Here is a 21108-nt window from a genome sequence, read left to right on the forward strand (position 1 = left end):
ATGAAAATACACCTCATTATTATATCTCCCAGCTTCAATCACTTAGATTTCTCAGAAGAGGTGAATCATGTGATTGAACAAAATCTACAGCAGTTTGTTAATGATGCCTCAAACTGCAAAACTATTCCGATGTCACGAACAATCTTCGCTGACATGACGACCCCTATTCAATTATTTCAATTATTTGATGATCGAGCAGCTTTTATATTAGAGAGCCATGATGAAAAATCCATCTGGTCAAACTATTCATTTATAGGAATTGATCCGACACACGTATTGATTGAACATAACGGAAAGTTTTCATTTGAAACAATCGATGGTCAACAAATTTATGAAAGTGATCGTATGCAGGATATTTGGAACAAATGTCACGATCATTTTCAATTATCTTCAAATATCCCGGACATCCCATTCCCTGGTGGTGCAGTTGGTTATTTTACATTTGAAGCGTATAGCCTTTATGAGCCAAAAGTTTCTAGAGATGATACAGAAGGTTCGAAAGTCTGTCTATTATTTTGTGAAACGATTTTGGCTTTCGACCATGAAAAAGAACAGTTAACGATCATTTATTACAAACAAGTAGGAAGTGAACCGAAAGTAGATTTTTATCACGGGTCTAAACATCTCGAAAATCTAATTGAGAAGATCAAACATGGTTCACCAAATACACCCTCAATCTTTCAATCGGAATCGAGTGTAAATGAGGACTTGTTTCTAAATGTTCAATCAAATGAAACGAAACATTCTTTTATAGAAAAAGTAAACAAAGTGAAAAAGTATATTGTGGCAGGAGATGTGTTCCAAACTGTGTTATCCCAAAGATTTTCCATCCCTGTAAAGTCATCCGGGATTGATTTATATCGTGTGTTGAGAAAGGTAAACCCTTCACCTTATTTATACTATTTACGATTAGGAAGTGAAGAAATTATCGGAAGTTCACCTGAAAGGCTCGTGAAAATTGAAGCTTGTGGTGAACTGGAAATCCACCCAATTGCTGGAACACGTCCTCGAGGAAAATCAAAAGAAGAAGATGAAGCTTTAGCTTTAGATCTAAAAAACGATGAAAAAGAAAAAGCGGAGCATCTAATGCTCGTAGACCTTGCAAGAAATGATATCGGAAAAGTAAGTAAACCAGGTACGGTCCAAGTAAAAGATTTTATGACAATGACTTATTTTTCTCACGTCATGCACTTGATCACTAAAGTATATGGACAGATGAGCGAAAAGGTTTCGCCATTTGAAGCACTATTTTCATCTCATCCAGCAGGGACAGTATCAGGTGCCCCTAAAGTAAGGGCTGTAGAGATCATTCAAGAGTTAGAAGAAGAAAAAAGAGGTGTTTATGCTGGAGCCATTGCTTATTGTGGTTGGAATGGTGCGATTGACTCTTGTATTGCAATTCGGACCATGATCCTAAAGGACGGGGTTGTATCCATCCAAGCAGGAGCGGGAATTGTTCATGATTCAAATCCTGAAGCTGAGTACGAAGAGACGAAAAATAAAGCAAAGGCCTTATTATACGCAGTCAAACTTGCTGAAAAAAGGTTTGAACAAGGGGAGGCAGATGAAAATGGAAAATGTGTTAAAGAACTTACTAAATAAACGTACACTTTCAGAGCAAGAAGCAAAAACACTTGTCGAACAAATGATGGAAGGAGAAATTGAAGACGAACAAGTAGCAGCGATATTATCGGTTCTTCAATTTCGAGGTGAGACCGTGGATGAATTAGTTGGATTTGCAAAGGGTATGCAAGAAAAGAGCGTTCAAATAAATCCAAACCAGCTCGTTTTAGATACTTGTGGAACTGGTGGGGATGGAATAGGGACGTACAATGTTTCAACAGCTGTTGCATTGTTAGTTAGTTCGTTAAACATACCTGTAGCAAAACACGGGAACCGAAGTGTATCATCGAAAACTGGAAGTGCAGACGTCCTTGAATATTTAGGAATTCCAATTCAAACAACATCTGAAGAGGCCCTTAAACAGTTACAAAGGAATAACCTTTGTTTTCTATACGCTCCTATCTATCATTCTGCAATGAAGCAAGTTGCCAATGCGAGAAAAAAAATAGGTGTAAAAACGATTTTTAATTTACTAGGTCCTTTAACAAATCCAGCAGGAGCGACACATCGACTCATCGGTGTATATAGTCGTGAACAAGGTAGGAAAATGGCATTAGCTTCAAAAGATTTAGGGATTAAAAGAGCGCTGTTTGTAACAGGTTCAGACGGACTTGATGAAATGACGATTACAGGTGAAACTTATGTTACTGAGTTGAAGGACAACAAGATAAGTGAATACACAATAACACCTGAAAGTCTCGGATTAAAGCGAGGGGAATTACAAAATACACTCGTACAATCCCCACAAGAAAGTGGGAAGTTAATCTTAAATATTTTCCGTAAAAAAGCACCCGAAGAAGCGACAAACCTCCTTTTAATGAATGCTGGAGCTGCATTGTACATCGCAGGGAAAAGTGAAAGTATTGCTGAAGGAGTTGAAATGGCAAGAGCTAATTTGGGTGTAAATATATTAGATCATTTAAAAAAGCTTCAACTTGAGAAGAAAGAAGTGATTGCACAATGACAATCTTAGATACGATCGTAGAAAAGAAGAAAGAAGAAGTAGAAAACCTTTCATCTTTCGATACAGATAGTGTTCCTTATCCACATAGGTCGCTTTACGAAGCGCTTAAAGAGCCAAATCGAGATTTAGGTATTATTTCTGAAGTAAAAAAAGCAAGTCCTTCAAAAGGGGTTTTGAGTACAGATTTTCATTCAGTAAAGATTGCGGAAGAATATGAACAAATCAATGTTGATGCAATTTCAGTTTTAACTGACAAATCATTTTTTAAAGGCGATATTAGCCATTTAACGGAAGTGAAAAAGAACGTATCTGTCCCGATTCTTCGAAAGGATTTTATTATCGATGATAAGCAAATTTTTGAATCGAAAGCGATTGGAGCTGATGCAATCCTCTTGATTGCTGCAATCTTATCAAAGAAGCAGTTGAAAGAATATATGAATATTGCAGAAGAGCAGCACCTAGACGTTCTCGTTGAAGTTCATAATGAACAAGAGTTAGAAGATGTTTTATCTGTAACGACACCGAAGCTTATCGGGGTAAATAACCGTAACTTGAAGACGTTTGAAACATCAATTGAGACATCGGAAAATTTAAGTGAGTACATTCCAAAGTCATCACTATTTATTAGCGAAAGCGGGATTCAAACGAGAAATGATATTAATAGATTAAAAGAAATGGGTGCAAACGGAATGCTAGTAGGCGAGACGTTTATGCGTTCAAAAAATAAGAGGGGTATTATTGACGAGTGGTTTACTAAGGAAGCAAGTCTATGAACCCTTTAATTAAATTTTGTGGAATGCGCACTGAAGAGGATTATAAGAAGGCAGTACATTCAAAAGCAGACTATATCGGTTTTGTTTTTGTAAAGAGTAAGAGGCAAGTACGAAAAAACGATGTGAAAAAGTGGGTAGAACAGACACCTCCAAAGCAAAAACAACGTTTAGTCGGAGTGTTTGTTAATGAAGCGAACGAAACGGTTATTGATATTGCCAATGCTTGTAAATTAGATGTCATTCAATTACATGGGGAGGAATCCCCGATAGACATTATGTATTTAAAAGAAAGATTGCAAGTAGGTGTATTTAAAACCATTCACCATGATTTGGATGGCCTTCGGAAAATGCAACAATATTGCGATGTTGCTGACGGTTATGTTGTTGATACAAAAACAACATCTTGGGGAGGAAGCGGGGTTAGCTTTGATTGGACTCAAGTGCCAACTTATACAGATGAAGCGAAATCTCAAGGTGTACCGTGTTTCATCGCAGGAGGAATTCATGAAAGAAATATTGGCAAATTACATCGCTATAACCCCACAGGAATCGATATTTCATCAGGGATCGAAACGAATGAACGAAAGGATGAAGAAAAGATGGAAGCAATCACTTCAAAAACGAAACAACAATACACTGCCCCAGATCACGTTGGGAGATTTGGAGAGTTCGGCGGCAGGTACGTTCCGGAAACGTTAATGTATGCGCTAAGCGAATTAGAAAAAGCGTATGAAAGTGTAAAAAATGATGAGGAATTTCAAGATGAATTAATACAAGAATTGAAAAAATATTCAGGTCGTCCGACAGCATTAACGAAAGCGAACAGGTTAAGTGAAAGCTTAGGTGGAGCGCAAATTTATTTAAAACGTGAAGACCTCAATCATACAGGGGCACATAAAATCAACAATGCGATTGCTCAAGCACTTCTTGCAAAACGGATGGGAAAAACGAAAATCATCGCTGAAACAGGGGCAGGGCAGCACGGTGTAGCCTCTGCTACAGTCGCTGCAAGGTTCGGTCTATCGTGCAAAGTGTTCATGGGAAAAGAAGATATGAAGCGCCAAGAATTAAATGTATTTCGGATGGAGTTATTAGGAGCAGAAGTAATTGAAGTAAATAGTGGAGGAAAAACATTAAAAGATGCGACAAATGAAGCAATTCGCTACTGGGTTTCAAATGTTGAGGACACATTTTATTTAATTGGTTCTGCTGTTGGTCCTCACCCTTATCCTAAAATGGTAAGAGATTTTCAAAGTATTATTGGTCGTGAAAGTAAGGGGCAGTTTTTAGAAGAACACGGCAACCTCCCAAGTGAAGTGATCGCATGTGTAGGTGGAGGCAGTAATGCAATCGGTATGTTTCATCCATTTATCGGCGACGAAGTAAAGTTAACGGGTGTTGAAGCAGCCGGAAAAGGAATTGAGACGAATGAACATGCAGCGACATTAGCGAAAGGTAGAAAAGGAGTCTTACATGGCTCGTTATCGTATTTAATTCAAGATGACTCAGGTAATATTATTGAGCCTTATTCCATATCGGCAGGGCTAGACTATCCAGGCATTGGTCCAGAACATGCTCATTTAAAAGAGATCGGGCGGGTAGCATACGAGTCTGTCACAGATGAAGAGGCATTGGATGCATTAAAACTGCTATGTCAGCTAGAGGGAATTTTACCAGCGTTAGAATCTTCTCATGCACTTGCTTATGCGATAAAAAGAGCAAAACAATTACAAGAGAATGAAAGCTTGCTCGTATGTTTATCTGGAAGAGGAGATAAGGACGTACAAACAATAAGAGGGGCAATTGGAGGAGATGAGAAATGAACCGTCTCGTAGAAGAAACATTTCAGCAAAAAGAAAATAAATTTATCCCTTATATTATGGCAGGGGACCCGTCGATTGAGGTTTCAATCGACATCGCTTTAACGCTCGAAAAGGCAGGGGCAGATGCCCTAGAATGGGGCGTTCCGTTTAGTGATCCGCTAGCAGATGGGCCAGTTATACAAAAAGCGGGAACGCGAGCAAGAAACAAAGGCACGAATATAAAAAAAGCGATTGAAGGAGTAAAAGAAGCAAGAAAGCAAGGCTTAACGATTCCTGTTATTTTATTTACGTATATTAATCCAGTTTTGTCGTTAGGCGAAGAAGAAACTTTAAAGTTGATGGTTGAGGCAGATATTGACGGAATCTTGATTCCTGATTTACCAGTTGAAGAAAGTAACAACATTCGTGAACAGTGTAAGTCTTCTAATAAAACATTCATTTCTTTAGTTGCTCTTAATTCAAAAGAGCGAATGAAAGAGATTGCTAAAGTAAGTGACGGCTTTTTATATTTTGTTACTTCATACGGTGTAACAGGTACACGTGAATCGTTTTCTTCGAAGATCGATGAGGCGATTTCTGAAGTTAAAACTTTAACACACATCCCAGTCATAGCCGGCTTTGGAATCTCACAACGTGAACATGTCCGTTTCTTTCAAGAACGGTGTGATGGTGTTATTGTCGGAAGTGCACTCGTAAAAGTTATTGAAGAGCGGGAAGAAGCATTACAATCTCCTTTTCAAAAAGAAAATGCCTTAAATCAAATCAAAGCATTTGTACAAGAGCTCATTTCGTAATAACATAGTACAATAACTGACATGCTTGGAGGAGAATAGACATGAGAGTAAAAGAAACAATGTTAGATCTTGTACCATACCAACCAGGGAAACCGATTGAAGAAGTGAAAAGAGAGTTAGGGTTAGAAGAAGTGGTTAAACTCGCTTCAAATGAAAACCCATACGGGTGTTCGCCTAAAGTTAAAGAAACAATTGAAAAGTCTTTTCAAGACTTAGCAATATATCCTGATGGATATGCAAGACAACTACGTGAATCTGTTGCAGAAAAACTAGAGGTAAATGTAACGCAACTAATTTTCGGAAATGGCTCTGACGAAGTCATTCTTATTTTATGCCGATCTATTTTATCTAAAAATGATAATATTGTAACGGCAACACCTACTTTCCCACAATATCGTCACAACGCAGTGATAGAAGGGACTGAAGTAAAGGAAGTTCCTTTAGTTGATGGCGTTCATGACCTTGACGCTATGCTTGATGCTATTGATGAAAATACAAAGATGGTGTTTGTTTGTAATCCGAATAATCCAACTGGAACGTATGTCAATGAAGAACAATTTAAAGCGTTTATCGAAAAAGTACCAGAAGATGTATTTGTTATTAGTGATGAAGCTTACTTTGAGTATGTTGAAGCAAAAGATTACCCAGAAACATTGCCATTACTGAAACAATACCCAAATTTAATTATTCTTAGAACGTTCTCTAAAGCATATGGACTTGCTTCATTACGTATTGGCTACGGAATTGCGAATGAAGAACTAATTAAAGCAGTAGACCCAGGAAGAGAACCTTTTAATACGAACACAATTGCACAACGTGCAGCTCTTACAGCATTAAATGATGATCAATTTATTAACGATTGTTATAACAAGAATAGAACGGAAATGAAGAAATATGAAGCGTTTTGCGAGGAGTTTGGATATGATTATTACCGCTCACAAGCAAACTTCATTTTAATTGATTTGAAGGTTGCAGGTAGCGAAGTATTTAATCGCCTGCTAAACAAAGGTTTTATTACACGTAACGGTGAAGCACTAGGGTTTCCAACATCTGTACGAATTACATTAGGAAATGCAGACCAAAATGATCGAATCATTGAAGAATTGAAAAAACTGCATATATAGGGGGGAAAAAATTGGCGAAAAGAGTGTTATTGATCGGCTTAGGGTTGATCGGCGGCTCTCTTGCCTTAACGATAAAAAAAGAACACCCTGATACGACTATCGTAGGCTTTGATGTAGACGCTAAAGCAAAGAAACTTGCACTTTCGTTAAAAGTAATTGATCAAGTAGGTGAAAGTCTTAAAAGTGAGGCTGAAAAGGCTGATTTAATTATATTATCAACACCTGTACAAAGTGCTATAAAGATCATTGAGGAGTTATCAACTTGTACTTTTAAGAATGGTTGTATCATTACAGACGTGGGCAGTACGAAAAAAGCGATCTTTCAAAAAGCCAGTAAATTAAATAATGGACAAGTAACATTTATTGGCGGTCATCCGATGGCAGGCTCACATAAAACAGGAGTCGAAGCCTCGAATGAAAGGCTCTTTGAAAATGCATATTATATTTTAACCCCATATACTGAAACGAAGGCGAATAAGGTGATTACTTTACAAAACTGGCTTCGTGGAACGCGTGCTAAATTTATTCAATTAGACCCTGAAGCACATGATAAGTATGCAGGATTGATCAGCCATATGCCACACCTTATTGCAGCTTCACTCGTTCATCAAACGGAAAATCTCTCAAAAGGAGACACGATCGTCCATAGTTTAGCCGCAGGAGGATTTAGAGATATTACTAGAATCGCTTCTGCTTCACCAACGATGTGGAGAGATATCACAATGCAAAATAAAGATGTTCTCCTATCGATGATAGACCAATGGTGTGAGCTTATGGGAGATATACGATCTATGCTAAAAGAAGGAGATGAGGATGCCATTTATTCCTTCTTTTCTGAAGCAAAAACCCTACGGGATGGTTTACCAATTAAAAAGAAAGGGGCTGTACTCCCTTTTTACGATTTATTTGTAGATGTACCAGACCATCCAGGTGTTATTTCTGATGTTACTAGTATTTTATCTTCCCATTCAATCAGTCTTACAAACATTCGTATCATTGAATCACGTGAAGATATAATGGGGGTACTGCGATTAAGTTTTCGATCTGATGATGACTTACAAAATGCGAAAAATATTTTACAAGATCATATGTACGAGACGTATGAGTTAACTTAAGAGGTGAATGTGTTGGAAACCGTCATTAACAAACCAAATACAGGATTAGTTGGAACAATAACAGTTCCTGGAGATAAATCGATCTCACACCGTGCGGTCATGTTTGGATCTATCGCAAACGGAACGACAGAAATTACAGGTTTTTTAAAAGGTGAAGATTGCTTAAGTACGATTCGTTGTATGAGACAACTAGGCGTAAACATCGAAGAAAAAGAAGACAAGATCATTGTTCATGGAAAAGGCCTAGACGGTTTACAAGAACCCGAGGAAGTGCTTGATGTTGGAAACTCTGGAACAACGATACGCCTTTTATCTGGGATATTGGCCACACAGTCTTTTTCAAATGTACTAGTGGGTGATGACTCCATCGCAAAGCGTCCAATGGGGAGAGTAACAGGCCCATTAAAAATGATGAATGCTTTCATTGATGGAAGGGATCAAGGGCAATTAACTCCACTATTTATTCGAGGTGGGAACTTAAATGCAATCAACTATGTATCTCCAGTCGCTAGTGCACAAGTAAAATCAGCGATTATCCTTGCTTCGCTTCGCGCAAATGGAACGACAAAGGTGACAGAACCTTATCGCTCCAGGGACCATACAGAACGGATGTTAAAAGCCTTTCAAGTAGATGTTGAAGTTTCGGGGAACACTGTGGCGATTAAAGGTGGACATGACCTTGTTGCAACAAACGTTCATGTTCCTGGTGACATTTCATCTGCTGCATTTATGTTAGTAGCTGGGGCGATTACAAAAAACAGTAAAGTAATATTGAATAATGTTGGTGTCAATCCTACTCGTACAGGGATCATTGATGTATTAGAAAAAATGGGAGCCGATATGGATATCGAATATGATCAAACCTCTTCTTTTGAGCCGACAGCAACGATTACGATGAAATCAAGCTCACTCAATGGGATAACAATTGATGGCGATCTCATTCCAAGACTCATTGATGAGATTCCTGCGATTGCTGTTCTAGCTACACAAGCAGAAGGAACGACGGTCATTAAAGATGCTGCAGAATTGAAAGTGAAAGAAACCAATCGTATAGACACAATGGTGAATCAGTTAAAGGCCTTAGGGGCAAACATACGAGCAACTGACGATGGAATGATCATCGAAGGACAAACAAAACCTTTAACAGGCGGTGAAGTGAACAGTTTTGGAGACCATCGCGTAGGAATGGCCATGGCTCTTTGTGGGTTAATTTCAGACTCGCCTGTTCAGTTAATTAATACAGAGGCAATTAATGTTTCGTACCCCAAATTTTTCGAACACCTAGAGATGCTTAAGCAAAAATAAATTTTTGTGAATCTTCATTGAATTGAGACATATCCCTGTCATTAATCACATAGCTTGTCATTAAGGAATATGTGAGAGGCGGGGAGTGAAATGAAGTATATCATTAATGTTCACCAGCCAGACTCTGATGAAAAAAAAGAAGTGTGGGTAGAAGACGGAAAAGTGAGGTATACTTCAGTACCTACAAATGAAATTGAAATAATAAAGGTATACTCAGACCAGTTTTATACCGTACCAGGAAAAGTGATGATTGATGATAAAGCCATTTCATACTTTGAGAAGGGTGATGGCATATCATATATTAAGCATATGTTGTTATACGGGTTTACAACGTTTATTCAACGCATCTCCATTGATTACGAAAGTGAGACAGACCATGTACTTGAGCGTGCGAGAGAAGCGTTTAAATCATCACCACTTGATTATACAATCGCTATTTCTCTACCTTTATCAAGAGTTACAGAGTCATGGATCCGAAAACTTAAACAAGAATGTATTTCAATCATTATTCTTAAAATACAATCAATTGATGAAATGAAAGAAACAGCATGGCAAAGGTTAGTTGAAGCAATGTTTCCGAAAAGAATTCTTTGTATTGGTGAACCAGCAGATCATGTTACGAATGATCAAGAGAAAAAAGAGATATTAGATACGTGGCTTCAAATTGTAGAGACGTTTAGAATGAATTCATACTTATCTTTACCGAAAAAGTGGAAGCCGTTTCCACCACTACTTTTAATGCGGTTAGGGCTTTACCCACAAAAAGGAGTCTTAATTATGGGAAGTGATGCAGATTATATGATGTATCCCCCAAATTCAAAAGAAAAACCTGTACATGTACCAGAAGTTATTGTCAGGAAAGGTAAAGTTATAAAAGCTGGTAAACGTTGGGATATTGAAGAAGGTAGTGGTAGAGAATTAACGGATTTAATACCGGAAAAAATGATATCAATTAACGATGTGCATCGCTATTCAGATAAACATTAAGGAGTCATCATTTGACTCCTTTTTTGTCGTTCATTTATAATACTTCCGCTAGGTAATTTAGTAATCAATGTGAGTGAAAAGGCTAAACATTTAGTTAGAAATTTGTATCGATGAAAAAAACAGGTAGAATAAAGGTTTTTAATGGCAATACTAGAACAATCTATTTATTGAAAAGGTGAGAAAATCGTTTCATACTTGTACCTAGAGGTGAAACGAGTAGTACTGTAGCGAATGAATATCAAATACCATAGTTGATTAAAATAATAAGTTTTTTATTAATGATATTGGTTATTTTCAGGGTAGACTTTTATGCTAATTTTATTAGCACCATGAGACATGAAAATTTTTTTATTTTGAGTTTGACAGCTTGTGTGAGACTCCTGCGGGAATGCACGAGCCGAAAATCACCCAAAACGAACTTTGAGAGTTTTGGGAAGTTGAGGCCGTGCCCGCGGCAAAGAAGACACCGTGAATGCAAGTGAAGCGCAGCATGAACGCATGTCGCACTTGTGCCTAGAGGTGCAAAGAAGACACCGTGCAAGCGAACAAAGTGAAGCTTGAATGGATGTCACACTTGTGCCCTGGGGTGAAAGCGAGCACATAAGCTGTCAAGCATAAACATTTATTATCAGAGTAGCCAAAAATAAAAACCATGCTTATATATGGGAATACATAAAGGGAGAGTATTTTAATGAATGAAAAGCTACAAGAAGCAATTCAATTAATTGAACAAGGAAAAAGCGAAGAAGGTATACAAAAAGCTGAAAAACTAGTAAAAGAAGCGGATGATGAAACGAAACGAACGGCTGCTGAACTTTTCTACGAACTAGGTTTAGTTGACCGCTCACTAGAAATCATTGAAGAATTGATGTTTAGATATCCAGATCATGGAGAGCTTTTTGCTTTTGCCGCAGAATGTTATGGAGAACTTGGAAAAGAAGACGAAGCGATTGAAATGTTATCAGAAATAAAGGAAGATGACCCTGCCTTTTTACAAGCGCAGCTATTACTTGCTGATATATACCAAAACCAAGGTTTAGAAGAAGTTGCTGAGCAAAAGTTAATTCAAGCACAAAAGCTTGCTCCTGAAGAGCCTGTTTTACAATATGGACTCGGAGAGTTTTACTTAAACCGAGGTGATTACTTACAATCGATTCCATACTTTAAAAAAGTGGTTCATAATGAGAAGTTTCTTCAAGATCACCCTCTGAACCCGGCCTTACGAATTGCTGAGGCTTATAGTGCCACAGGTCAATTTGAAGAAGCGTTAGATTATTATCAGCAAGGATTAGGTAAGGAAGAAACTCCAGAAGGGTTATTTGGATTCGGTATTACTGCTTTACAAGTCAAAGATTATGAAACAGCAACAAAGCAGTTAATACAATTAAAAGATCTAGATCCAGATTTTACGACGTTGTATCCATATTTAGGTAAAGCGCTTAGAGAACAAAGCTTTTTAAATGAAGCTCTAGATATACTGCAAGAAGGGCTAAAACGAGATGAATTCAATGAAGACCTGTACTTGGAAATGGCTAAAGTGCAATTCTTAAAAGGGAATGGTGAAGCAGGAAAAGACTTTTTACAAAAAGTTATTGCATTAAACCCTTCGAATGTCTCAGCGGTTAAAGAGCTATTTGTCTACTTTATGGAAGAAGAAGATTATGAAGATGTTCTTGATTTAATGGAGTTTCTTGATGATTACGGTGAATATGACCCATTATTTGAACGTTATAAGGCGAAAGCTCTATATGAGACGGATGACTTAGATGGTGCTGTTCAAGCGTATGAGAAGGCGATTGAAGATGGTGATGATCAAGACAGCACACTTCTTGAAGAAGCAGGATTTGCATATTTAGAAGTAGGAAAGAAAAAAGAGGGCATCTCTATATTAGAGAAACTACTCTCTCTAGAGCCTGAAAGATATGATATCGAAGAACGAATAATCCAACTAAAGCAAAATGACATGTAAAGAAAACTTGGTGATAGCCCAGCCTTTTGGCGAAGGTGGAGGTGTAGTTGTATTACCAAGGACGGGCTAGAGCCGGTATTTGCAATGACAAGGACTTTTAGCCAGTATTACAAATAAACAAATAGTACTAAGCTGACGCATTTAAAAAGGTGTGTCAGCTTTTTTGCTTTTTATAGGCTCAATTAACATAGGTTGTTGTTTTTATAAATATGAAGAGACGGTAGGTGGCGACTCCAGCGACGAGCATGATCTTCACGAAGATGCTTCGAACTTCTCCTGCGTTTACTCGTCGCGACTAAAGAGTGCATCGATGTACAGGTAAGTCTTGGACAACAGAAAAAATTGCTTTTCATACTATTTTCATGATTGACACATCCTAAAAGAAAAAGGTGTGGAGTGATCGAAATGAACCTCACGCAAATCCTATTGTCACAACCCCATAATGAGCTTATAGAACGGAAAAAATCGTTATCGATATCTTGTAATGTTCATTCGAAACAACAATTAACCGAAGAGATTGTTCAAAAACTTTTATGCCCCGACTACATATCGAAATCATGGAACGAAAGATTGGATCGGGAGAGGAACTTACTTACGTACATGGCTTTTCGTCCAGCACTTTCGTATCAAATTGAGGAGTTATTTTCTTTTTATCAGAAAGAGGAAAGAAAGTGTTTGATCGATGACCTAGGTAATTTAAAAAGGACTGGCTGGTTATTTGAGGATAAATATGGGTGGATGTTACCTCAAGAACTAGAAAACTGGATCAAGCACCATTATAAAAATGAACTACAAAAGACATCTCTGTTTATTCCATCAGACGATGACCATGATATTTCTTTTATAGATGACCTTTTCACATTTATGGACTTTGTTTCAGATAGAAATGTTCGGTTAACGAAGAAAAAAACAATTTATAAAAGAGAATTAATGTTATTATTAAGTGAGCTGACTCAAAACGAACAATTACCTGATGAAAAATGGCGTTTTGGCTACGGTAGACACTTCGATACTTACCCTGATAAACTCTCTTTACTTTATGATTTTTGTTTTGAACAAGGGTGGATTACTGAAGGGACAACGTTATCTGTTACAAAAGCTTGGGAAAAAGGACAAAGCTACTCGGTAAATGAGATGCTTGAGCGCTTAAACCGATGTTATATAAATATTTACAAACGTGCCATTCCAAATATTAAGGATTTATTAAATATGCTTATATTTGCTTTGGAACCAAAAATAGCAGTAGAAGAAGAAACAATTAAGTCTGTGTTATTACCACTTGTTCGAAAATACTACTTTGACTCGAGGGAAGACATTATTACAAAAAGAATATTGAAAATGCTTGTTTACCAACAGTTTTTAAAAGAAACAGTCATCGATGGACAAGTATATTATACGTTGCAACGTAAAGGTGAGAATCATAGGAAAAAGCATAAAAAATTTAATTTTATGTGAAACAAATAAAGGATTTTTTTATCTTTTGGTGAATATATAATATAAAATAGAGACTATGAAATGGTTCTACTTCTATCGTCCGCCAAGAACAACGTGTGATGAGTCTTCCTCAGGTATGAAAAAAATGAGAGGGAGGGATATTGGTGAACAATCCTATTCCAGTAATGGAGAAACGTGATTTTCTAAAGTGGTTTTTAGATCAATACCAACTCAAAAGAAGAGAGTGCGCGTGGCTACTTAATTTTTTAATTAGTGATGATGTATTGATGGAACGTGTTCACTTCGTAGAAAAGGCAGAATATTGCCCGAAAGCGTTATTGATTTCAGCCAATGATGTTGAGAGTGTCCCTTTTGCATTTCATAAGAATCAGCATGTAACGATGGATGCGGAAAAATCATTTCATGATATTCGACTAAACCGAAATGAAGACATCTATATTCAGCTTAACTTCAAAGGAAAGCATTCCTCACCTCAATATTTAGCTATTTTAGAGGAGAACCCATACCTTCCAATTAATAAAGAAGAGGCGAGTTTACAAAGTCTTTTTGCAGAGATGGTATTGGATCACTCAATTAAAATGTATGAGCTTAACGTATTAGAACGTGAAATTGACCAAGCTTTATTGGATGGCGATGAACGAACCTTTCATAAGTTAGCAAAAAAATATCAGCAATTAAAAGCCCATCCTTAAATGGGCTTTCCTTTTGCCCTTAAAATATCAAGATCATTCATGTATTTTAAAAGACATTCCTTATCATTAAGCTATAAGATACAGCTTGCCAACACATAAGTTTTCTTTATATAACTTAGACTAATTTGATTCTAACTTTCGGCGGAAAAGTGATATACTATAGACGAATAAAGAATATGTTTTCTTATTATGTACATAAGTAAAGGAGAGAGCAGCTTTGAAATGGACAACAGAACAAATGGACATGTATTTGCAAGCAAAGGAATATGTAGATACAGCAGTCATTCCTCTTGTGCCAGTTGAGTGGGGGAAAGATCCTAAAGGTGTCGTATCAATGGGAGAATTCACAGCAATTTTAGTCGATGAATTAGAGCGTCAGTTTAAAGGGCGCGTTTTCCAAATGATGCCTTTTACATATTTGAAAAGCGAAGATGATGATCAACGAGTTCAACGCCTAAAAGATTGGGATCTTCACCTTTTTGAAAATGGGTTCAAACATATCGTATATGTAACGTCTGATGGTGATTGGAAAAAGCACGAAGGTTCATTAACGGATATGCTAATATGGATCCCATCGCTATCTCTAGAGTCAATGGATGATAAATATGTAAAACAAATCATTGACCAACAAATGAAACAAATCCTCCCATTAATAACCAATAAATGGCAAGAGGATCCAAGGGATCGTTCATAAAAGAAAAAGGCAGCAACTTTATTACGGGTTTTATAATTTTATCAAGTAGGTTTACTTTGAAAATTTGATTCGGTAATCTTTGACAAATATTGCGAATTTGCGAGGTTTTAAGTGTTCGAGCAGACAAGTTACACTTTTCTTGTGAAAAGCTTGTTGATTTTGTTGACATACGTAGATTTGATGGGCTATCATGAGTATGTCTTAGTATCACATTTGTGTGTCAATTTATAAAGAGAAATGCAAGTGAGGAGGGAAGGTCGTGAGCGAAGAGAAAAAACACCGAGTATCAAGACGTCAATTCTTAACGTATACACTTACGGGAGTTGGCGGATTTATGGCTGCCGGTATGTTAAGTCCTATGGTGCGATTTGCATTGGATCCTGCACTAGAAGCTGGTGACGAGACAGAGTTTGTACGCGTCGCATCAGTAGATGAACTTACAAATGAACCTCAACGTTTTGATTTTAGTCTTGAAATTGAGGATGCATGGTATACGTCTGAGCAGACAAGAGCTGCATGGGTTTATCAAGAAGGCAATGAGGTTGTCGCGTTATCTCCAATTTGTACACACTTAGGTTGTACAGTTAACTGGGATACTGATGATCACCCGAACCAGTTCTTCTGTCCATGTCACTTTGGGCGCTTTGAAAAGGACGGTGTGAACGTCCCTGGAACGCCGCCTACTCGTCCATTAGACGTTTATGAGATTGAAGTTCGAGATGGAGAAGTATACCTTGGAGGCATTATTCAACGACGATAGAAAGGGGGGCGCAATACAATGCTTCAAAAATTATATGACTGGGTAGATGAACGTTTAGATATTACACCAATGTGGCGTGATATTGCAGATCATGAAGTACCTGAACACGTAAACCCTGCCCATCATTTCTCTGCATTTGTTTATTGTTTTGGTGGATTGACGTTCTTTGTTACTGTCATCCAAATCTTATCTGGGATGTTCTTAACGATGTATTATGTTCCAGACATTGTAAACGCATATGAATCCGTATATTACTTGCAAAATGAAGTAACGCACGGTGTCATTGTTCGTGGTATGCACCACTGGGGGGCAAGTTTAGTTATTGTTATGATGTTCCTTCATACACTACGAGTTTTCTTCACAGGCTCATATAAAAAGCCTCGCGAATTAAACTGGGTCGTAGGTGTATTGATATTCTTTGTAATGTTAGGCTTAGGGTTTACAGGATACTTATTACCTTGGGATATGAAAGCTTATTTCGCAACGGTAGTAGGGCTTGAAATCGCTGAAGCTGCTCCGATTGTTGGAGGCTTTGCAAAGACACTACTTGCTGGTGGTGATATTATTGGGGCTCAGACTCTAACACGATTCTTTGCGATTCATGTATTCTTCTTACCGGGTGCTTTACTTGGTTTATTAGGAGCTCACTTCTACATGATTCGTAAGCAAGGTATTTCTGGTCCATTGTAAGATGGAGCTAGATGTGAAAAGGAGGGAAAGCTATGCAGCGCGGAAAAGGTATGAAGTTCGTTGGAGACTCACGTATTCCAGCTGAACGAAAGCCAAATATACCAAAAGATTATTCCGAATATCCTCATAAGACAGAAGCTTTCTGGCCGAACTTCTTATTAAAAGAATGGATGGTTGGTGCCGTCTTCTTAATTGGATATTTATGTTTAACAGTTGCGCATCCAGCCCCTCTAGAGAGGGTTGCGGATCCTACAGATACAGGTTACATACCATTACCTGACTGGTATTTCTTATTCTTATATCAACTATTAAAGTACGAATATGCTGCTGGTAGTTACACAGTAATTGGAGCAGTTGTTATTCCTGGTATTGCTTTCGGTGCACTATTGTTAGCACCGTTTTTGGACCGTGGTACCGAACGACGTCCAATTAAGCGTCCAATTGCAAGCGGCTTAATGCTGTTAGGTGTTATTTCAATCATCTTCTTAACTTGGGAATCAGTTGATGAGCATGATTGGGAAGCTGCAGCACAACAAGGGGCAATTGTTGATGATGTTCAAATTGATGAATCAGCTTTAGGGTATGAAATATACTTAACACAAGATTCATGTATCGCTTGTCACGGTGGTGATATGCTAGGTGGAGCAGCAGGGCCTCCTATTATTCCAAGTGACTATGATAAAGATGAAGTAATGGATATCATCATTAATGGTATTGAAGGTACTGCAATGCCTGGTGGAGAGTTCGAAGGTACGGATGAAGAGCTAGAAACTCTAGCTGAATTTATCGCTAATGACGGCCAAGCACCAAATGGTAATGGTGACGACGAAGGCGATGAGGAATAAATCTAATAAAACTGACTGATTTTTATCAGTCAGTTTTTCTTTTGGTCCTATAAAAGTTTGTACGGGGGGGGGAGGACGGTCAAAGTTTTCCCCAGCTTTAGATATAAGCGACAAAAGCAATGGCAATATGGTACATGTTTATTAAGTCCCACTCGGTCAGTACAGCTGACATTTTGTAAGTTTTTTTAAAACATGACATACGATTATTTGCTTTATAATTGACGTTTTAATAAGATAAATTCATACATATTTCAAAAATGATAGGAAAATTAAAAGAGGGAAGATGACTAGACATGAAACTCAATATATATGAAGAATTTATGCAGCTATTAATTAACCGTTATTTTTTAATATTACTATTTGTTGTTAATGTTTTCGGGACGATTTATGGGTACATATGGTATGCAAATCAATTGGCTATTACACCGACACACTTTTTAATTTTCGTTCCAGATAGTCCGACTGCTAGTTTGTTTTTTTGTATCGTTTTGTTTGCCTTTATCTTTTTAAAGAAGAATATGCCACTTATAGAAGCGTTTGCAGCGGTTACTTTGTTTAAGTATGGTGTGTGGGCTGTCGTTATGATCGTTGCTGGAGCATGGGCTGGGGACACGTTAGTATGGCAACAATACATGTTAATTTTCTCTCATTTAGGAATGGCTATACAAGGTCTTCTTTATGCACCATTTTACCGAATCAAACCTTGGCACCTCGTTGTTGTAGCAATATGGACGATTCATAACGATGTCATTGATTACATCTATGGGATGCATCCGTGGATTTCTGCTTCTCTTCATGATTATATACAAGAAATTGCATACTTTACATTTTGGTTAAGCGGAATATCTTTGTTAATCGTGTATATTCTAAATAAAAAAGTAAAAAAACGAGAACTTAAAATCTAGTAGGTCTACTCTTGTCCAACTCTTCATAAGATTTAGTATGAACAAGAGGAGGGACAGGCATGGCTGAACGATTATTTTTAATTTCCGTTATAATATTAACCTTGGTCGTATCACCAGGAATAATAACAGCTTCTGATGATTACTCTCAATCATGGAGGGAGTTAAATCAAACAAGTGATAAAATCTTACAGTATGTAAGAGAAGGACATTATGAAGAGGCTCATCAACTATTAGACGTATTTTCTGATGAATTTATGACTTTACAGGCGTCGGGACACAATAACTTATCTATGAGAGACTTAAACGTGATTACTTCAGTTTATGAAGATGTAGAAGGTGCGACGGTACAAGCTTCTCTTTCTCATAATGAGAGAGTAAACGCTGCGACAAAGCTACGTCTATTAGTTGATGTGTATGAAACGTCTCATCAGCCTCTATGGCTCAAGACAAAGAATCCTGTGTTTGATTCATTACAGACCGTAAAGGTAGCAGCAAGTACGGGAGAAGGGAATGTCCAAAAAAAATTAAATCGATTTCTCTCCCGATATGAAGTTGTACGACCTGCTTGGTCAGTCAGTTTGCAAAGTGAAAAATATACACAACTAGAGTCGCAAATACAATTTTTAAACCATCTAAGGGAAAGAGGAGCTTCTAGTGAAGAATTCATCGACCACCTTAATGCGATTGAACTCCAACTTTCAACGATCTTTGAAGAAAAAGAAGATGAAGTATCAGATCCCCAATTAATTTGGGTGATGATTACAATAGGTGGTGCAATTATTGCAGTTCTCTCATATGCAGGTTGGAAAAAATACAAAGGTGAAAGAGAAAAAGAATTAGAAAGAAAGAAAATGAGAAGAGGGCAAAACCGTTAAGGGAATATCGTTGACAGGTTAAATATCTTTGACTAAAATTAATATTACAATCAAAGAATAACAGAGATAGGAGGAGAGATTATATGTCATTAGGAGCTTTTATTGTTTATATCGCAATCTTAATGTTAATCCCTTTGTGGGCACAATCTAAAGTAAAGAGTGCATATAAAAAATATTCACAAGTACGTGCATCTTCTGGAATGACTGGTGCTGAAGTAGCAAGAAAGATCTTAAACGACAATGGTTTATATGATGTTTCAGTTGAACCGGTAAAAGGAAAGTTAACAGACCATTATGACCCGCGTAGTAAAGTGGTTCGGTTATCTGAATCTAACTATTACGGTAATTCTGTAGCAGGTGCAGCAGTTGCAGCGCACGAGGTAGGGCATGCATTGCAAGATGAAGAAGGTTATGCATTCTTACGCTTCCGTCACGCCTTAGTTCCTGTAGCAAACTTCGGTTCGAATATTTCGTTTTTCTTAATTTTAGCAGGTATCTTTTTGCAAATGACTGGTATGCTTTTAGCGGGGATTGTTTTCATGTCCGCTGCCGTTTTATTCCAATTAGTTACATTACCAGTTGAGTTTAACGCTTCTAACCGTGCAATGGAACAAGTTGTTTCTGTTGGCGTTATTCGTAACGATGAAGAACGAGAAACGAAAAAGGTTCTAAATGCAGCGGCATTAACGTATGTTGCAGCGGCTTTAGTAGCAGTAGCAGAACTCGTAAGGTTTATCCTCATGTATGTCGCGATGAACAATGATTAATTTAGTACTATAAAAAGGGTGCCCCAAAACTTTTGGGGCACCCTTTCTACCTTTTACAATCATACACTTTGCTACAACTAGATTTCGAATGGCTTTTTATTTTCATCGAAAGTGAATCCTTCTCCCATCACATCTTGGACATCTCCTAATGTAACAAATGCATGTGGATCAACTTTTGCTATCAAATTTTTTAACCGAACCATTTCGTTTCTGCCGACAACACAATAGAGGACTTCGCGATCGACTCCAGTAAAGCTACCTTTTCCCTTTAAAATAGTGGCACCGCGGTCCATTTCTTGCAAAATCACAGAAGCAATTTCAGGGGCATTATCTGAGATAATGATCGCTGCTTTCCCTGAGTAGGCTCCTTGTTGGATGAAATCAATCACTTTGGCAGCAACAAAAACAGCAAGTAATGTGTACATCGCTTCACGATAATTTAAATAAATGAGAGAAGAAGTGATGACAGCTGCATCAAATAAGAACATGGTTTTTCCCATACTCCATCCCCAATATTTAAATCCTAATTTTGCAATGATATCTACGCCACCAGTCGTACCGCCGTATCGAAAGACAATCCCTAATCCAACCCCTATAAACACTCCGGCAAATAATGCAGCTAATGTCATGTCATCATAAAGGGGAATATAAAGGAATTTATATCGTTGAAAAAGCCATAAAAAGACAGAAACAGCAAGTGTCCCAATTACAGTATAAATAAAGGCGTTTCGACCAAGTACTTTCCAACCAATAATGAAAAGAGGGATATTTAAAACGAGATTAGAATAAGCTGGATCGATTTGGAACATAAAATAAAGGATTAACGTTATCCCGGTAAAGCCGCCATCAGCTAAATTGTTTTCCATATTAAAATAAACGAGTCCAAATGACATAATCGCTGTACCAATTAATATAAAGAGAATATTTTTAATTTTAATTGAGTTGATC

General features: G+C 37.5%; 20 protein-coding genes. 19 read left to right on the plus strand and 1 reads right to left on the minus strand.

The features are described 5' to 3' along the window. The first annotated feature begins 69 nt into the window (after positions 1 to 69). The 19 genes from LGQ02_RS08565 (at position 70) to LGQ02_RS08655 (ending at position 20160) form a co-directional block, all read left to right on the plus strand. Positions 70 to 1602 carry an anthranilate synthase component I family protein gene (locus tag LGQ02_RS08565; protein WP_226517766.1) on the plus strand — a complete coding sequence of 511 codons (1533 nt, stop codon included), beginning with the start codon at positions 70 to 72 and terminating at the stop codon, positions 1600 to 1602. Continuing rightward, positions 1580 to 2587 (plus strand): anthranilate phosphoribosyltransferase, encoded by a 1008-nt coding sequence (gene trpD, locus LGQ02_RS08570; protein ID WP_404802417.1) that lies wholly within the window; start codon positions 1580 to 1582, stop codon positions 2585 to 2587. Before LGQ02_RS08565 ends, trpD begins: the two co-directional genes overlap by 23 nt. Then, on the plus strand, positions 2584 to 3360 hold the full coding sequence (trpC, locus tag LGQ02_RS08575) for an indole-3-glycerol phosphate synthase TrpC (RefSeq protein WP_319003523.1): 777 nt from the start codon (positions 2584 to 2586) through the stop codon (positions 3358 to 3360). Before trpD ends, trpC begins: the two co-directional genes overlap by 4 nt. Then, positions 3357 to 5183 carry a tryptophan synthase subunit beta gene (gene trpB / locus LGQ02_RS08580; RefSeq protein WP_226517768.1) on the plus strand — a complete coding sequence of 609 codons (1827 nt, stop codon included), beginning with the start codon at positions 3357 to 3359 and terminating at the stop codon, positions 5181 to 5183. The genes trpC and trpB overlap by 4 nt, the downstream gene beginning before the upstream one ends. Next, complete coding sequence (trpA, locus tag LGQ02_RS08585; protein ID WP_226517769.1) at positions 5180 to 5977, plus strand: tryptophan synthase subunit alpha; 798 nt, start codon at positions 5180 to 5182, stop codon at positions 5975 to 5977. Before trpB ends, trpA begins: the two co-directional genes overlap by 4 nt. Before the next feature lie 41 nt (positions 5978 to 6018). Continuing rightward, positions 6019 to 7101, plus strand: coding sequence for a histidinol-phosphate transaminase (gene hisC, locus LGQ02_RS08590; RefSeq protein WP_226517770.1), 1083 nt, complete (start codon positions 6019 to 6021; stop codon positions 7099 to 7101). Between the two features lie 11 nt (positions 7102 to 7112). Next, positions 7113 to 8216 (plus strand): prephenate dehydrogenase, encoded by a 1104-nt coding sequence (locus tag LGQ02_RS08595; RefSeq protein ID WP_226517771.1) that lies wholly within the window; start codon positions 7113 to 7115, stop codon positions 8214 to 8216. 9 nt (positions 8217 to 8225) lie between these two features. Continuing rightward, positions 8226 to 9521, plus strand: a complete 1296-nt coding sequence (gene aroA, locus LGQ02_RS08600) for a 3-phosphoshikimate 1-carboxyvinyltransferase (protein ID WP_404802388.1) — start codon at positions 8226 to 8228, stop codon at positions 9519 to 9521. Between the two features lie 90 nt (positions 9522 to 9611). After that, positions 9612 to 10508, plus strand: coding sequence for a hypothetical protein (locus tag LGQ02_RS08605; RefSeq protein WP_226517773.1), 897 nt, complete (start codon positions 9612 to 9614; stop codon positions 10506 to 10508). 691 nt (positions 10509 to 11199) lie between these two features. Further along, positions 11200 to 12477 carry a tetratricopeptide repeat protein gene (locus tag LGQ02_RS08610; RefSeq protein WP_226517774.1) on the plus strand — a complete coding sequence of 426 codons (1278 nt, stop codon included), beginning with the start codon at positions 11200 to 11202 and terminating at the stop codon, positions 12475 to 12477. A gap of 405 nt (positions 12478 to 12882) precedes the next feature. Further along, a complete protein-coding gene (locus LGQ02_RS08615; RefSeq protein WP_226517775.1) occupies positions 12883 to 13932 on the plus strand; it encodes a hypothetical protein in 1050 nt (349 codons plus the stop codon). Between the two features lie 143 nt (positions 13933 to 14075). After that, positions 14076 to 14624, plus strand: coding sequence for a ReoY family proteolytic degradation factor (locus tag LGQ02_RS08620; protein WP_226517776.1), 549 nt, complete (start codon positions 14076 to 14078; stop codon positions 14622 to 14624). A gap of 217 nt (positions 14625 to 14841) precedes the next feature. Then, on the plus strand, positions 14842 to 15318 hold the full coding sequence (locus LGQ02_RS08625) for a YpiF family protein (RefSeq protein ID WP_226517777.1): 477 nt from the start codon (positions 14842 to 14844) through the stop codon (positions 15316 to 15318). 259 nt (positions 15319 to 15577) lie between these two features. Continuing rightward, positions 15578 to 16078 (plus strand): Rieske (2Fe-2S) protein, encoded by a 501-nt coding sequence (locus tag LGQ02_RS08630; RefSeq protein ID WP_226517778.1) that lies wholly within the window; start codon positions 15578 to 15580, stop codon positions 16076 to 16078. An 18-nt stretch (positions 16079 to 16096) separates the two neighbouring features. Continuing rightward, positions 16097 to 16768, plus strand: coding sequence for a menaquinol-cytochrome c reductase cytochrome b subunit (gene qcrB, locus LGQ02_RS08635; RefSeq protein ID WP_226517779.1), 672 nt, complete (start codon positions 16097 to 16099; stop codon positions 16766 to 16768). A 32-nt stretch (positions 16769 to 16800) separates the two neighbouring features. After that, positions 16801 to 17613, plus strand: a complete 813-nt coding sequence (locus tag LGQ02_RS08640) for a menaquinol-cytochrome c reductase cytochrome b/c subunit (RefSeq protein WP_226517780.1) — start codon at positions 16801 to 16803, stop codon at positions 17611 to 17613. 293 nt (positions 17614 to 17906) lie between these two features. Further along, positions 17907 to 18518 (plus strand): lipoprotein heptaprenylglyceryl N-acetyltransferase LhaT, encoded by a 612-nt coding sequence (locus LGQ02_RS08645; protein ID WP_226517781.1) that lies wholly within the window; start codon positions 17907 to 17909, stop codon positions 18516 to 18518. Between the two features lie 59 nt (positions 18519 to 18577). After that, positions 18578 to 19393: a sporulation protein YpjB gene (locus tag LGQ02_RS08650; RefSeq protein WP_226517782.1), complete on the plus strand. Its 816-nt coding sequence runs from the start codon at positions 18578 to 18580 to the stop codon at positions 19391 to 19393. 83 nt (positions 19394 to 19476) lie between these two features. Further along, positions 19477 to 20160 carry a zinc metallopeptidase gene (locus LGQ02_RS08655; RefSeq protein WP_226517783.1) on the plus strand — a complete coding sequence of 228 codons (684 nt, stop codon included), beginning with the start codon at positions 19477 to 19479 and terminating at the stop codon, positions 20158 to 20160. Between the two features lie 77 nt (positions 20161 to 20237). Here the strand turns inward: LGQ02_RS08655 and LGQ02_RS08660 are convergent, their stop codons facing one another. After that, positions 20238 to 21053 (minus strand): YitT family protein, encoded by an 816-nt coding sequence (locus tag LGQ02_RS08660; protein WP_404802418.1) that lies wholly within the window; start codon positions 21051 to 21053, stop codon positions 20238 to 20240. Between the last annotated feature and the right edge of the window lie 55 nt (positions 21054 to 21108).

The organism is Bacillus shivajii, from assembly GCF_020519665.1.
Classification (GTDB): domain Bacteria; phylum Bacillota; class Bacilli; order Bacillales; family Salisediminibacteriaceae; genus Bacillus_CA; species Bacillus_CA shivajii.

Coding starts and splice junctions, on each gene's coding strand:
- LGQ02_RS08655 (WP_226517783.1), top strand. CDS start 19,477: ATGTCATTAGGAGCTTTTATTGTTTATATCGCAATCTTAATGTTAATC.
- LGQ02_RS08640 (WP_226517780.1), top strand. CDS start 16,801: ATGCAGCGCGGAAAAGGTATGAAGTTCGTTGGAGACTCACGTATTCCA.
- LGQ02_RS08660 (WP_404802418.1), bottom strand. CDS start 21,053: ATGTCATTTGGACTCGTTTATTTTAATATGGAAAACAATTTAGCTGAT.
- qcrB (WP_226517779.1), top strand. CDS start 16,097: ATGCTTCAAAAATTATATGACTGGGTAGATGAACGTTTAGATATTACA.
- LGQ02_RS08605 (WP_226517773.1), top strand. CDS start 9,612: ATGAAGTATATCATTAATGTTCACCAGCCAGACTCTGATGAAAAAAAA.
- LGQ02_RS08645 (WP_226517781.1), top strand. CDS start 17,907: ATGAAACTCAATATATATGAAGAATTTATGCAGCTATTAATTAACCGT.
- trpC (WP_319003523.1), top strand. CDS start 2,584: ATGACAATCTTAGATACGATCGTAGAAAAGAAGAAAGAAGAAGTAGAA.
- LGQ02_RS08650 (WP_226517782.1), top strand. CDS start 18,578: ATGGCTGAACGATTATTTTTAATTTCCGTTATAATATTAACCTTGGTC.
- trpB (WP_226517768.1), top strand. CDS start 3,357: ATGAACCCTTTAATTAAATTTTGTGGAATGCGCACTGAAGAGGATTAT.
- trpA (WP_226517769.1), top strand. CDS start 5,180: ATGAACCGTCTCGTAGAAGAAACATTTCAGCAAAAAGAAAATAAATTT.
- LGQ02_RS08610 (WP_226517774.1), top strand. CDS start 11,200: ATGAATGAAAAGCTACAAGAAGCAATTCAATTAATTGAACAAGGAAAA.
- LGQ02_RS08615 (WP_226517775.1), top strand. CDS start 12,883: ATGAACCTCACGCAAATCCTATTGTCACAACCCCATAATGAGCTTATA.
- hisC (WP_226517770.1), top strand. CDS start 6,019: ATGAGAGTAAAAGAAACAATGTTAGATCTTGTACCATACCAACCAGGG.